A 14,379-nucleotide genomic window follows, 5' to 3' on the forward strand; every position below is an offset into this window, starting at 1 on the left:
CTCTTAAGTTCCGTGGTAAAAAAATGGGACACGGATTACCTCAGCCGGCTCTTTGTCCGGCGGATTTGGGCTTAGCAAATGAGGAAGCGAAGCTGATGAGCGATTCGACAAACGGCACCAAACTGGAACCAAGCTCCCGAGAGCGAGAGGTCTTGGAGTTCGCGGTTTCCGGCTTCACCGACGAGCAGATCGCTCAGACCCTTGGAATCAGCGTCAGCACCGTCAACAGCTACTGGGTTCGTATCCGGAGCAAACTCGGGCAGTATTCTCGAACCCAACTCGTGGCAACGATTCTAACCGAGAGGGCCAAGAAGGCCGAGGAGTCGTTGCGTCTGCGAATCGCCGAACTCGAAAATGAGCAAGCGAGACTTAGGGCCGAACTTGCCGAGGCCACGAGAGACTTGGGCGCGCTTGGACGACAGGGTTGGCATGCGATGGCCCTGGACTGCGCCCCGGAAGCAGTAATCGTTTTCGACGACGACCTGCGGATCATCCTGGCAAACCAAGCCGCGGAGCGGCTTTTTGGAATCAAGGAGCCTCTCAAAGGGAGATGTGTTGGCAGCCTCGTCGCGCGACAACAACAAGCGGAGGCGGAGGAACGGCTCTGTCGTTATTTGTCCGGCGAGAACTTCGCGAGGATCGCGATGGGTGAAGAGTATCCGGTCTTCGGGAGGCGCGAAGACGGGAGCCTTTTCCGCGCCATCATCTCGGTAGAAGGGTTCCGCGGTCCCGCCGGTACGATGGCCATCTGCGTAATCCGCGAATTTATGGCGGAGGTGGAAGCGCGTCGCCGCGCCCTGATACCTCCCCGGATCGGCCTTAGATGAGCGGCTAACTCAAACGATCGCGGACTCGCTTGAATGCCTGCAAAGCAAACTCCAGGTCCGCCTGAGTGTGCGCCGCGCTCGGCATGGTTCGAATGCGCGCCTTTCCCCGGCCGACGGTTGGGAATACGATGGCGAGCGCGTAAACCCCTTCTTCCCAAAGCGCGCGCTCCATCTCCTGCGCCTTTCCTTCGTCGCCGACGTACACGGGCGTGATGGGCGTCTCGCTCCCCATCGTGTCGAACCCGGCCTCGTTGAGGGCGGCCTTCCACCAACGCGTGTTGTCCCAGAGCCGTCGCATCGGCTCCGGATCGTTCTCCATGACGTCGAGCGCCGCGATTAGGGCGGCCGCCACCATCGGCGGATGCGCGGTACTGAACAGGTAGGGGCGGCCTCGGTTAATGAGCCAATCCTTGAGCACTGCCGACCCGGCGATATATCCGCCGACCACGCCGAGCGCCTTGCTCAACGTCCCAAGTTGAATGTCGACGCGGCCGTACAGGTTGAAGTGGGAGGTCGAGCCGGCGCCGTTCTTCCCAAGCACTCCGCTGGCATGGGCGTCGTCCACCATGACGAAGGCGTCGTACTTCTCCGCCAGTTCCACGATGGTCGGCAGCGGGGCGATATCTCCGTCCATCGAGAAAACGCCGTCGGTGATGATCATCCGTTTCTCGAAACTCTGGGTGTTCTGGAGAATCTTCTCCAGCGCCTCCATATCCTTATGCGGATAGACGTATCCTTCGCTCTTCTTGTATTTCGCCGCCGAGAGCCGCACGCCGTCGATGATCGATGCGTGGTTCAGCTCGTCGCTGATGATCACGTCCTTATCCGTGACCACGGCCGGGATCGTTCCCGAGTTGGCGGTGAAGCCGCCAGTGAACACGAGGACCGCTTCCGTGTGCTTGAACTTGGCGAGCCGCTCCTCGAGCTCTTCGTGAACGGACATCGTGCCGCCGATCCAGCGCACCGCGCCCGCGCCGACGCCCCATCTGTCGATCGCCTCGTGAGCCGCCGCCACCACGTTCGGATGGTTCGCGAGGCCGAGGTAGTTGTTACTGGCGAGGTTGACGACCTCCTTACCGTTCATCCGAACTCGGCCACCGGCGGCCGTCTCCAGGATCTTCGGCACCTTATAAAGGTTTTGATCCTTCAGAGTCTGAATCTGATCTCCTAGCCAAGACTGCAACCGAGCGTTCATCCCCACCATTTTGGCCAAATAGACGCGATCTCTTGCGCGTGATCGTTGGCAGCGGTCGCAGAGGGTGAGGGTTAACGGCGTTCCGGGGGAGCCACTCCGCCGGGGCAGGATAACGCGAAGCGTTGTAGCCGTAGGGGAGGCGGGTCTTGTCCGCGAGATGCCAGAATCATATAAATGCTCGATCGCTTCCGGCGCCACCTTGGCGCCTCAGGTCTGATTCCGGAAGGGGCACGGGTTCTCGTGGGGTACAGCGGCGGTGCGGATAGCACCTGCCTGCTTCACATGCTCCGGGTGGCGGGAGTCGACGTGGTTGCCGCACACCTTCACCACGGGCAGCGAGAAGAAGCGGATACGGAGATGCGCCTGTGCGAGGCGTTTGCGGAAAGTCTTGACATCCCGTTCGTCTCCGGTCGGGCCGATGTTCCTCGCATGTCCCAAGAGCTCGGAATGGGGCTAGAGGAAGCCGGACGCGAGGCCCGGTACGGCTTCTTCCGGCAGGCGGCCTATCAGCTCGACTGTCAGCTCATCGCCACTGCCCACACCCGAAACGACCACGTGGAGACGATGCTCCTCAATTTGACCCGCGGCACCGGTCTGACGGGGCTCGGGGGGATTCCCGAGCGCAGGGAGGAGATCGTTCGTCCAATCCTCATCTTTAGCCGCGAACAGACCCGAGCTTATTGCGAGGAGAACGGCTTCTGGTTCCACGACGACCCGGCCAACTCCGACCTGAGCTTCTCCCGAGCCCGCATCCGGCACCGAGTGCTTCCCGAGCTTCGCTCGATTAATCCAGCCGCCGACTCGGCGCTGATGCGCCTCGCGAGCCTGGTGCAGGAGGAGGATCGATTCTTAAGCGGGATGGCGGCGGCGGCGCTCGAACAGTCGGAAATTTCCGTCAACGGAGAGCTCAAGTTCCTCACGGAGGATGTCGAGGTGTACTTCGATCGGGGCCGTTTGAGCGGTTTGCCGCCCGTGCTCTTCCGGCGGGCCATCCGCCTGGCAGTGGAGGCGCTGGAAGCGAGCCTCGACCACGAGCAAACCTCCATTCTGCTTTCCGGAATTGCGAGCCAAGAGCGAGGGTCGGTAACCGCCGACGGCGGCGAAGTCGTGGTCGAGTGGACCCCGGAGTTGGTTGGCGCTCGCCGCCTGCAGCCCACGCAGCCGTTCCGCTACGCGCTAACCATCCCGGGAGAAACGATGAGCGACGAATTCGGATGGCAATTCACCGCGTTCGAAGAGGCATACGATCAGGTTTCCCCCGCACGGGCCGAGCTCAGCACAAGAATCGACCGTCGCAAAACAAAAGGAACGTTGTACTTTCGCACCGCGGGATCGGGCGACACGATGAGGCCACTCGGCTTTTCGGGCCAACGCAAGCTTTCCGATCTTCTGTCCGAGTCCGGTCTGACCCCGGCTGCCCGGAGCCGCCTTCCGATCGTGTGCGACCTGGTTGGGCCGATCTGGGCGCCGGGGGTCTGCCTCGACGAGCGGGTTCGGCCCGAAGCGTCCACCGACCTCGTCCTGACCGTAAGGTTTGCGAGAATTTCACCAAACGACCGATAAGGTCTAATGGACCTAGCCACCCTTGAGCCATAGATCCCGTAGAACCATGGGAATATTGGCAGAACTTCTAAAATCAGTGAGCAAAACCAGTTGCGAACCCGTCTTGCGTTCTCAAAGCCATAATAGGAACGGGACGGTGCGCCGTAGCGTAGCCAATATCGTTAAGGAAAGATTTCCCTCGGAGACGTTTTGAACAAACCCGCAAGAACCCTCCTGCTATTAGTCTTGGTGGTGTTCGCCGGCCTCGCACTGTTAAGTGTCCTGTCGACGAATCCCGGCCTTGGCCTCGCACCGAAAAGAACGGAGCTGCGCGCCAACGAATTCTTCGCCAAGCTCGACGCCGACGAGATCAAAGAGGCTAACTGGCAGCAACAAGAGATCACCGGTACCCTGGTCAATGGCCAGATGTACAAAGTCAGGGCGCCGGATCCCGAATCGAACGGAGCCGCCCCCTACGCCGAGGCGCTGAAGAAGAGCAAGGCGAACTGGAAGGTCGATAGCCCTCCGGTCATCAACGCCGTGGTCAGCATGCTGTCGGTCATCGCCTTCCCGCTTATGATCCTGGCACTGATCTACTTCCTGGTGCTGCGCCCCGCGCAGATGGGCGGGAATCAGGCGCTCAGCTTCGGACGCAGCAAGGCGAAGCGCGTAGGCGAAACCGGGCCGAAGATCACGTTCGACGACGTCGCCGGCATCGAAGAGGCCAAGCAGGAGCTCTTCGAGATCGTTGACTTCCTGAAGAACACCAAGAAATATGCCGCCCTGGGCGCTAAGATTCCGAAGGGGATCTTGCTCACGGGACCTCCCGGAGTCGGTAAGACCCACCTTGCGCGGGCGATCGCCGGCGAGGCGGGCGTGCCGTTCTTCCACATTTCCGGTTCCGACTTCGTCGAGATGTTCGTCGGCGTCGGCGCGGCGCGGGTGCGCGATCTGTTCGAGACCGCCAAGGCACACCGACCGTCGCTCATCTTCGTGGACGAAATCGACGCCGTCGGCCGCCAGCGTGGCGCCGGTCTCGGCGGCGGCCACGACGAGCGCGAGCAGACGCTGAACCAGCTCCTGGTGGAGATGGACGGCTTCGATCCGAACTCGGGCGTTATCTTGATCGCCGCGACCAACCGCCCGGACGTTCTCGACCCGGCGCTTCTGCGGCCGGGCCGATTCGACCGCCAGATCGTCGTCGACGCCCCGGACCAGCACGGCCGGCTCGCCATTCTGAAGATTCACGCCAAAGGGAAGCCGCTCGGTTCGGATATCGATCTCGACGTGATGGCCAAGCGGACCCCCGGATTCACCGGCGCCGACCTGGCGAACATGCTGAACGAGGGGGCCCTGCTCGCCGCGCGACGCGGGCACCACAAGATCGAGCAGGTCGACCTGGAAGAGGCGCTCGACCGAGTGATGGCAGGCCCGCAACGCAAGAGCCGGATCATCGACACCAAAGAGCGCGAGGTCTTGGCCTATCACGAAGCCGGCCACGCCGTGGTGGGCGAGTTGCTCGAGCACTCCGATCCGGTGCACAAGGTGACGATCCTGCCGCGCGGCATGTCGCTCGGCTCCACGATGACGGTTCCGGAGGCGGACAAGTATCTCGTCAGCGAGCATCAGCTCACGGACATGATTTCGACTCTGCTTGCGGGACGGGTTGCCGAGGAGATCGTTTACGGCGAGGTCTGGACCGGCGCCAGCAACGACCTGGAGCGGGTGACGAGAATCTCCCGCGCAATGGTCTGCGAGTACGGCATGAGCGAGAAGCTCGGCACCCTTGCTCTCGGACGCCGGGCCCATAACCCGTTCCTTGGCCGCGACTACAACGACGAGCGAAACTACTCGGAAGAGGTCGCGAAAATGATCGACGAAGAGGTCCGAAACATCGTCGACCGTTGCCACCACCGAGCGACGGACCTGCTGTCGAAGCACCGGGAGAAGCTGGACGCGGTCGTCCAGGCCCTTCTAGAGCGCGAGACGCTGAGCCGGGAAGAGTTCCTCGCGGTTATGGCGGGAGAGACGCTCGCCCCGATTCCTCCGGTCGATAACGGGACTCCGGCCGAAACCCGGAAGGAGCAGCCGGAGGCTAAAACCAAGTCGACCATCACGCCTCCCCGGCTCGAACCGGGTCCCGCTTAGGGCGACAAGCGTCGCAATTATGCGATAGCCTGGGATCTTTACTAGGATTCCCAGGCTATCGTCTTTTTTAGGGCCATGCTATACTCCAATGCCCAGGGGGGAGAAATAGGCGATGACGATGGACATCGAGCAAACATATCAGCTCGGCTTTCAACTCCGGTGTGACGGACGATACGCGGAAGCTAAGCAAGTGTTCGAGCGCGTCCTCTCGGCCAACCCGGGACACATCGACTCGCTCCACCAGGTGGCTCTCATAAAGGGGTTCGAGGGCGACTTCGACGGGTCTCTCGCCGATTTGGAAAAGCTGAGTGCGCAATCGCCTCAAAACCTCACGATTCGTTACGACCTGGCGATGACCCAGATGATGCTCGGCATGTACGAAGAGGCCTGTTCCAACCTTAGGTACATCCTGTCGGTGAACCCGACCCACGAGAAGGCGCTCCAACAGTCCACCTACTGTTAGACACTTCGACATTCCACGTCAAATAAGCTTGACGGCGGCGTAGAACGGGTTGGTATCCTTAATCCGTCCCCAACGACGAACCACGTCTCTTCGCGCGCCCTTTCGGGCGCTCCGAATTGGCGGGAAAGAATCAGACAAAGCAATGGACATACCTGAACGCTAGCGGCCGCCGGTGAAATGGCGGCACCAACGATCCCTGGAAACACAGACCGTCCCGGGAGAACGAGGAGAAGATCGCCATGAGAACCGACGAAAAGGCCCTAGTCGAGCGCCTCCGAATGCTTGCCCCAATCGAGGGCGCCGCCGCCGTGCGGGAGACTTTGGAGGGGATTCGCCCCGAAGACATCGCCGAGGCGCTGCAACGCCTGGGAACCGACGAAGAACTGGCCATTCTGCGCCATCTCGACGCCGAAACCGCAGCCTACGTATTGATCGAGCTTCCAACCGAGGATGCTCGCGCGATTATCAACCAGCTTCCGGACGCGACGGTCGCCCACTACCTCGACATCCTACCGATGGACGACGCGATCGAGCTTCGCGAGGAGCTTGATCCGGAGCGATTCGAAGCGTTGCTGCACGTCATTCCGCGGGAAGACGCCCAGGAAATTCGCCGGTTGCTAAGCTATCCGGAAGAGTCCGCCGGTCAGCTTATGACCGAGGATTTTGCCGAATGCACCCCGGAAGACACCATGATGGACGTCCTCCGGATGATCCGGCAAACGCCCGACTCCGACTTTGAGACGGTCAACTACATCTACGTCTTGAGCGAAGACCGGCACCTGCTCGGGCTGCTGAGCCTGAAGCGGGTGATCCGATCCGACCCGATGTCGACCGCCCGCGAGGTGATGCACGACGACCCGGTGACGATCCTGGCGACGGACGGGCAGGAAGAGGCGGCACGTATGGTGGCCCGCTACGGCTTCTCCGCGCTCCCGGTGCTCGACGAGCGGGGCCGGATGGTCGGCATCATCACCGCCGACGACGCCCAGGAGATCTTGGAGGAAGCGGAAACCGAAGACGTGCTCCGCCTCGGCGGCGTCTCCGGCGATGCGGAGGCGTATCTCTCGCTCAGCATTTGGCAGCTCATCCGGCGTCGTCTCCCCTGGCTCCTGGTGCTCTTCATCGCCGAGTTCTTTACTGGCTCGGTGCTGCGCTATTACACCGGGCAGGCCGAGGAAGGAGGCAAGACGATGCTGGCCCAAATGATGCTGTTCGTTCCGCTCCTGATCGGCGCCGGCGGTAATTCCGGCTCGCAGGTGACGACGACGATCACCCGCTCGCTCGCCCTGGGCGAAGTGAAGGCGACCGACTGGTTCACCGTCATGGTGCGCGAAGCCACGATCGCCCTCATGATCGGCTCTGCCTTGGGCTTTGTCGGTTTTCTCCGGGCCAAGCTGCCGGTCATCGGCTGGAATCAGCCGATGAGCCTCAGCCTGGTGGTCGGCTTCGCCTTGCCAGCCATCGTCCTCTGGGCGGCCACTGTCGGCTCCCTCCTCCCGATTACCGCCAAGCGCCTCGGCTTCGACCCGGCGGTCATGAGCGCCCCGTTCATCACCACCTTCGTCGACGCCACCGGCCTCGTCATCTACTTCGAAATCGCCCGCCGAGTCCTCGGCGCCTTCCACCAGACGTTTTAAACGTTAGCGACGCTCCGGAGCCCCCTCTCCCTCCTTCGGATGTATGTGCCGAACGAGGGAGAGGGGGTTGGGGGTGAGGGAGTCCGGATCATCGGCGAGGACGCCGACGCTACTTCCTACATCGGAACGACGAAGTAGAAAGCGATGGCGAGGATGCAATAGACGGCGAGGAGAAGTACGCCTTCGAACCAGTTTGTCTCGCCATCTTGGGCGATGGAGTTGACGATGAAGGCTACCGCCGTAATCGCCACCAACTCCAGCGGCGTGGCGAAGACGAGGGTCATCGGCTTCCGCATGATGAAAGAGGCGATAACCAGCAAGGGGGCGATCAGCAGTGCCATCTGGATGCTCGAGCCGACGGTAATGCTGAGCACCAAGCCGATCCGGTCCTTACGGGCAAAGTAGACGGCCGAGATGTACTCGGAAGCGTTGCCGACGATCGCGAGCACAGTGACGCCCAAGAAGAAGGTCGAGAGGTGAAGCTGCCGGGCCGTCTCTTCCAGCGCATGCGAGACCAGCTCGGCTTCTAACGCGATAAAGGCCGTCCCGACGATTAGCACCCCGATTGCCTTCGATAGCGGCCAAGCGTGCTTCTCGCAGTCTTCCGTCTCGGGCGGGGAGGCGAAGACGCTCTTGTGGGTTACGAACGTGTAAACCAGGTTTGCGATGTACACCAGGAGCAGCACGATCGCGACGCCCAAACTCAGGAGCTCGTCGACATGTCGCGGGTAGCGGTTGCCGAACGAGCTTCGCTCCGTATAGTCGAATACCGCCGGGAGGATCAGGCCGATGACGGAGAGCAGAAGAAGGCTCGACATCATGCCCGCGCGATCCTGCTTGAATTTCTGGCGTTCCCTCCCGATGCCGCCGGCCAGAAGCCCCAGACCGAGGCCGAGCAAGCCGTTGCCGATGATCGAACCGGTGATCTGCCCCTTAACGACGAACTGGTTCCCTTCCGCCAGGACGAACAGGGCGATCACGAGCTCGGAGACGTTGCCGAACGTTACGTTCAAGAGACCACCGATCGTGGATCCCGCCCGGTGGGCAACATGCTCGGTCGCCTTGCGAATCCATTCGGCGATCGGCACGATCGCCAAAACCCCTGTCGCAAAGATCCACACCGCCGGTGCGTGCACCACATAGGCGAGCACCACCGAGATCGGGATGAATAGCAGGAGGAGGTTCACGAACATGGAGCGACAGTTTACGCTCCGAAGCCTCAGTAGTCCCCAGCGCCGCCGTGGGTTGGATTCTTAAGCGGAACGATTAGATCAAACGGGTGCTTCGAGACCATCGTCGTGTGCCGGAGGGTCACCTCGACATCGCCGATCGGAAGGGTCCCGGATTTTCCGCTCTTCATCAGCGTCGCGGCGTCCGCCATAACTTGGCCCATGTCTCTTGACACGAAGATCCTTTCCACGTTTACGTCATCCGTATGAACGCGGTCCGATTCGTCTGGTGGCGCCGGTCGAGGGGACGAAACCACTGAAAATCCTCGCATCGTCGATCCAAAGGTAGGAGCACTCGCAGCCGGCCCTAACGCCAACCGCTGCTTGAGCGGGATAACCGGCCGCGGCAGCGACGGCCGCGGCTGAGCACCAAATGTGCCTCCCAAACCCCGAACAAAGAAATACCCCGGCTTAGACATCAAATCCCAACACAACTCGATCCGCTTCCCTCCGCCGAACGATATCGGCTTGGCAAGCACCTCGACGGTATATCCCTTCTTTGGTCCGTCCGAGATGAAGTTCAAGGTGACGCCATGGAGTACGGTCGTGGTCGTCTCCTGACGATAGGTGCGGACCATACCTCGCAAAAGCACCCACCGGTTGAGGGGCGCGAATGCAAACATCAAGCTTGCTCCAATGGTTGAACCAGTGGGGCGGGCGATCGTGCCGCCGGTCCAATCCATACCGTTGTCGACGCCCGGGCTCCACTCGAATTCCGTACCGTCGAGGCAAACCGTCTTTATCTCGCTACCACCGGTTAAGGATTGGACGGATATTCCCGCATCAACTTTGGTCGGCTCGCCTTCCTTTTGAGCCCTGTCATCGATGGTGGCGTGCCCCTCCAGCTTGACTCCATCGACCTCCGTCGAGACGCGGGCCGGTCCGTTCACGAGGCGGCGCGGCTTGGGCAGGTTGACGATCCTCCAGGTACGCGCCGGTTGTCGCTCTGACCGCACGTCCAGATCGATCCATTTGGTGGAAAGGGGATAGCCGGGCGGTATGGCCACCGAGACGATTCCATCGCCAACGTCGGCAGTTTGCCAGTCGAGGTTGAACCTCTTTCCATCCGATGTTCTCGCCGTTACCTGGAAGCCGCGATAGTCGGCCCGTCCTGCCCCGGGAGGAAGTTGCACCCAGACATGGGTGGAGCCGATCGGCGACGCCGCGGCCATTAGGCCCAACTCGCCGTTGGCAAGAATCGGCCTGGGCAGATCTTTGGTGGATCGCATGATCCCCAAAATGCTGGCCCCATTCTGAAGGGATGGAGTCGATTCGTCCAAGGTGGCCGGAAGCTCGAACACTTCGACCAAGCCGCCATGAGAGCGGGCGTACAAGAAGCCGCCGACACCGCTTAAGGCAATGGCGCCGAACAAAATTCGAATCCACGTCCTCCGCCGCAATGCCGATATCACCTGCCAGGCTCCCACTTTAGAATCAAAAACTCTGACGCGGCGGCCCGATGCTACGTAACCCCAAGCTACTTCGTCGCACCTGCGGTGGCTTGAAGCGGCAGGGTCAGGCTGCATTCTCTTTCGAAGAGCGGAATCACATGGGTGACCTCGACTCGAAAATCACCCAACGGAACCGATATCGCCTGGTGCTTTGCCACCGCCTGACGAAGCAAGGCCATGTTTTTCTGCGAGATGACGTCGCTACCGATCAGCTTGGCTTGCCAGGTAGGAACGATCCGATATACCCGTTCAAAATAGGACTGGCCGTTTGCCGCCATAACCACCGTCGGCATAAGGTATTGGTCGTCCACTTCGGTCGGTTTTCTGCCCGTCGCACGAGTTGAAAGTGCGAGACCTACATTGAGCGAGTCCGAACCGGCCAAAGGTTGGAACTTTTGGCGAAGGAAAATGGCGGGATAGGTTCTCTTATCGAACGTTTCCATTTTTACGGACAACACGACCTGTGGGATGGTCACGACCTGCCTTTCGGGTCGATACGCCTTTACGGCGACAGGAACGCGAACCCAGCGATTCTGGTCGGCCATGGGAAACGGCAGTGAGATAACGGTCTGGGCAGATTTCGGGCCGGGATAGACGACATCTTTCCCCCATGGCTGATCGCCGATTCCAGTCCACTCGAACTGGGCGCCCTTAAACGTTACGCCATAGATATTTGCGGTCTTGCCGGCCAACCTCAGATCGACTTCTACGCCAGTCGCAGGAGATCGAATGATTCGAGCATTACCGGAAATCGTTAGGTCGTCCTCCTTTACCGACTCCGTGGCCGGCCCAGTCACGTAACGGTGAGGACGGGGCAACCGCAAAACGCGCCAGGTGTGAGCCGGCATTATGGCAGTTCGGACGGTGACATCCATCCAGCGCACGTCATCCGGGTAGCCCGGCAGCACCATGACGTCGACGATTCGATCGTCGCGACTGCCAAGTTGCCAAGGCAAGACGACGTGATTACCGGTAGAGGTCGTGCCGGTCGCTTGCAGGCCCCTCATGCGAGTATCCACATCTACGCGAGGAAGTTGTATCCAAATGTGGGTGGTGTCCTTGGGAGCCGTCGCGGCTACAAGCGCCACCTCGCCGTGAGGCAGAGTCGGATTGGGATCCTTTGTGGTCGAACGCAAAATGCCAAGTACCCGCCCATCTGCCTGCTCCGCTGGAGTGGAGTCGTCCAGTACCGCCGGCATTTCCAGCATCTCCGACACGCCTCCTCTCGACCGGGCGAAAAAGAGCCCGGTTGCGAGCCCAGTCAGGACGAGTCCCCCAAAGGCGAGCTTGAGCTTCGGACGAGCGGAGATTGTGTTGTTCAATGGGATATCTCTTCGAAAGCGAATCGATTAAGGGATAAATGGGTTCAGGGGAAGCGGGTTGCTGGAAAACTTCGGTCAATCCACCATGGGCATGAACGTAGCTCTAGCCGCCAAGTGCACAAACCCCGGCCGCTAACAAGGTGGCCGCCCGCACCTTGGGTGGTAGGGACTTACGGTTCTTCAAGGGGTATGTCCAAGATTGGGTGTCGTCGCCAATCTTTCGCGTCGAAGTGCCACCACTCGGTCGGAAGGCCGACAAAGCCATGCCGCTCCATGGCTTCTTGGAGGAAACGACGGTTCATAAGGACGCGCGAGTTCAACTTTATGTAACTTCGGTGGGCGCGAGGCGTGAAGTCGTCGAACTGGGTAGGCATCGGCAACTCGCGTCCTTTGTCGTCGACCAGCGTTGCATCGACGGCACACCCCCGGTTGTGACGTGACCCATGTATCGGGTTCGCGACATATCGCTCGTCGTGGACGAGCTTCCAAAGCTGCCGAGTGACGGATAGGGGGCGATAGGCATCCCATATCTTCAGCCCTAGACCGTGTCTTCGCAGCTCCTTCTCTACTTCCTTGAGCTGGCTCGCGACCGGGCGCAGCAACAAGCACCGAGCCGCTGAGTAAAGGCGTCGGTGGGTGAAGTTTTGGCTGGTCGCGTACCGGAGATCAACGACCACTTCCGGGATCATTCGCTTCACGTCCACGAGATCCGGCGAAGCTTGGATGAACAACAGGGTAATCACGCGGGCTCGTCGAAGAGCAAGCGGTCCATTCCGGTGGTAAGACCGTGGAGGCTTCGCACTTTTCGTAAACAGAGCTTTACTCCCGGCATGTACACCGACCGATCCGCCGCGTCGTGGCGCAGAGTAAGCACCTCGCCGGGCGCGCCGAACATCACCTCTTGATGGGCCAGCAGCCCAGGCAGACGAATCGAATGGACCGGCACCCCCTCCACTTCCCCGCCTCGGGCCCCTTCCGCCTTGATCGTTTTCGTCGGAGGCGCGGTCGGCGCCTGCACCCTTGCGCGGGCTATCCGCTGCGCGGTCAACATCGCCGTCCCGCTTGGCGCATCCTCCTTTTTCTCGTGATGAAGCTCGATCACTTCTGCGTCGGGGATCCAGCGGGCGGCGAGCTCGGCGAACTTCATCATGAGAACGGCGCCGATGGCAAAATTCGGAACGATCATCGCGGGCGTTTCCGTTCGATCCGCGAGCTCGCGAATCTCCCTTAGGACTTCTTCGGAAATGCCTGTAACTCCGCTGACCAAGGGGATCCGATTGCCAAGCGACGCCTGCGCGGTGGCCGACGCGTTAGCAGCCCGCGAGAGGTCCAGGACGACGTCCGGCTTCGTCCGCGAGACAGCAACGGCCACGTCTTCGTCCACCGGCAAATCGCCGTCATAGCCAAGGTCGCGCAAGGAGCGCCCCTGCGCCTCTCTAACGACGGCGGCAACCACCTCGAATCCGGCGTCTTGGCTCAACGCCCGCATCGCTTCCAAGCCCATGCGGCCAGCCGCGCCCACCACCACCACGCGCATCGGCGTCTCGCTCATAGAGTGGGTTTACCTCGCGAGCAGAAGATTCGCCGCCCTCAAGCCAACTTCGTACGCTTCCTCCACCCGGCCCCCGAGCAACGCGTCGCTAGCTAGGATCAGCCGCGACCCTTCCGGATTCACCTCCTCGAACGAGGCGTAGCCCACGGGCTGCGCGTATTTCCACCGCTTCACCGACGAGCTGACCGGCTCGCGAAACGCGGGGCCGTACAACTGCGCAAGAAAACTGCCCACGATATCGACGAGCTCCGCGTCCGGGGTGTCGTACTGTTCGAGGCTAAACGCCGGCCCAAGCTGAGCGCCGAGCGCGGAGCCGCCCGCGGGAGCTCGATCGGGAGACTTGACCGACTCAAGACTCAGCCAATTCAGCGGATGCCTCTGCTCGGGATCGAGCAGCGCGTGATACTTGGTCGGCGGAAGTTCGACATGGTATCCCACGTTGACGCTGATGCAGGCTCGATACTTTGCGTTCGCCGTCGGGCGGCTCTCCCCGATTCCCCACAGCAGCAGGGAGCTCTGTGGAATCGGCGCGGTGAGGATCAAGGCGTCGAATCCTTCCCCGCCGATTCGGAACCCATCCCCCGCCCGTTCCAATTCGTCGATGTGTGTGGAAAGCCGGACGTCAGTCTCGGCCGCGAGTAGCTTCGGCAACTTCGTATTCCCGCTTCGGTACGTGTAACGAAGCCCCGCCGGCCGATGGTCGCTCGCCATCGGACGCAGACCGTTGTGGATGTAGATCGCCTTGTCGAGCGTTACGAGGTCGGAGGTATCCAACTCCGAAAGCATCACGCTCTCGAGAGTGCGGCCACGCGGTGCAAAGCTGGTGGCTCCGGTATCCCACACAAAACCATCTTGCCGGCGAGTGGCGATGCGCCCTCCCACTCCGCGGCTTTTCTCGAAAACGACGACTTCATGCCCGCCTTGCTTTAGCGAGCGCGCCGCCGCCAACCCGCAGATCCCCGCTCCGACAATGCCGACTCTTATCGCCCGACTCCGTTTTGCACGGATGGAGT

General features: G+C 61.1%; 12 protein-coding genes. 5 read left to right on the plus strand and 7 right to left on the minus strand.

The window, feature by feature from the left end; all coding sequences use genetic code 11:
* Positions 1–95 precede the first annotated feature (95 nt).
* On the plus strand, positions 96–827 hold the full coding sequence (locus OP10G_RS23730; RefSeq protein WP_052547454.1) for a LuxR C-terminal-related transcriptional regulator: 732 nt from the start codon (positions 96–98) through the stop codon (positions 825–827).
* Between the two features lie 4 nt (positions 828–831).
* Here OP10G_RS23730 and OP10G_RS01100 read toward each other — a convergent pair whose 3' ends face one another.
* Positions 832–2,022 (minus strand): glycine C-acetyltransferase, encoded by a 1,191-nt coding sequence (locus OP10G_RS01100; protein ID WP_173425309.1) that lies wholly within the window; start codon positions 2,020–2,022, stop codon positions 832–834.
* A gap of 174 nt (positions 2,023–2,196) precedes the next feature.
* Between OP10G_RS01100 and tilS the strand changes: the two genes are divergently transcribed.
* From tilS to mgtE, 4 genes are all read left to right on the plus strand, one after another.
* Positions 2,197–3,585: a tRNA lysidine(34) synthetase TilS gene (tilS, locus tag OP10G_RS01105; RefSeq protein WP_025227737.1), complete on the plus strand. Its 1,389-nt coding sequence runs from the start codon at positions 2,197–2,199 to the stop codon at positions 3,583–3,585.
* Positions 3,586–3,816: 231 nt separating this feature from the next.
* Complete coding sequence (gene ftsH / locus OP10G_RS01110) at positions 3,817–5,712, plus strand: ATP-dependent zinc metalloprotease FtsH (protein ID WP_227625028.1); 1,896 nt, start codon at positions 3,817–3,819, stop codon at positions 5,710–5,712.
* 112 nt (positions 5,713–5,824) lie between these two features.
* Entirely contained in the window at positions 5,825–6,175 is a 351-nt protein-coding gene (locus OP10G_RS01115; RefSeq protein WP_025227735.1) for a tetratricopeptide repeat protein, read from the plus strand.
* A 239-nt stretch (positions 6,176–6,414) separates the two neighbouring features.
* A complete protein-coding gene (gene mgtE / locus OP10G_RS01120; RefSeq protein WP_025227734.1) occupies positions 6,415–7,812 on the plus strand; it encodes a magnesium transporter in 1,398 nt (465 codons plus the stop codon).
* A gap of 116 nt (positions 7,813–7,928) precedes the next feature.
* Here the strand turns inward: mgtE and cax are convergent, their stop codons facing one another.
* The 6 genes from cax to OP10G_RS01150 all read right to left on the minus strand — a co-directional run bounded on the left by cax (position 7,929) and on the right by OP10G_RS01150 (position 14,374).
* Positions 7,929–9,005, minus strand: a complete 1,077-nt coding sequence (gene cax / locus OP10G_RS01125) for a calcium/proton exchanger (protein WP_025227733.1) — start codon at positions 9,003–9,005, stop codon at positions 7,929–7,931.
* A gap of 26 nt (positions 9,006–9,031) precedes the next feature.
* Positions 9,032–10,453: a hypothetical protein gene (locus OP10G_RS01130; RefSeq protein ID WP_144240932.1), complete on the minus strand. Its 1,422-nt coding sequence runs from the start codon at positions 10,451–10,453 to the stop codon at positions 9,032–9,034.
* 65 nt (positions 10,454–10,518) lie between these two features.
* Positions 10,519–11,814, minus strand: a complete 1,296-nt coding sequence (locus OP10G_RS01135) for a hypothetical protein (RefSeq protein WP_025227731.1) — start codon at positions 11,812–11,814, stop codon at positions 10,519–10,521.
* A 170-nt stretch (positions 11,815–11,984) separates the two neighbouring features.
* Entirely contained in the window at positions 11,985–12,557 is a 573-nt protein-coding gene (locus OP10G_RS01140; RefSeq protein ID WP_025227730.1) for a M15 family metallopeptidase, read from the minus strand.
* Positions 12,554–13,366 carry a 4-hydroxy-tetrahydrodipicolinate reductase gene (gene dapB / locus OP10G_RS01145; RefSeq protein ID WP_025227729.1) on the minus strand — a complete coding sequence of 271 codons (813 nt, stop codon included), beginning with the start codon at positions 13,364–13,366 and terminating at the stop codon, positions 12,554–12,556. The genes OP10G_RS01140 and dapB overlap by 4 nt, the downstream gene beginning before the upstream one ends.
* A gap of 9 nt (positions 13,367–13,375) precedes the next feature.
* Positions 13,376–14,374, minus strand: coding sequence for an NAD(P)/FAD-dependent oxidoreductase (locus OP10G_RS01150; protein WP_338031938.1), 999 nt, complete (start codon positions 14,372–14,374; stop codon positions 13,376–13,378).
* Positions 14,375–14,379: the final 5 nt, after the last annotated feature.

The organism is Fimbriimonas ginsengisoli Gsoil 348 (assembly GCF_000724625.1).
Classification (GTDB): Bacteria; Armatimonadota; Fimbriimonadia; order Fimbriimonadales; family Fimbriimonadaceae; genus Fimbriimonas; species Fimbriimonas ginsengisoli.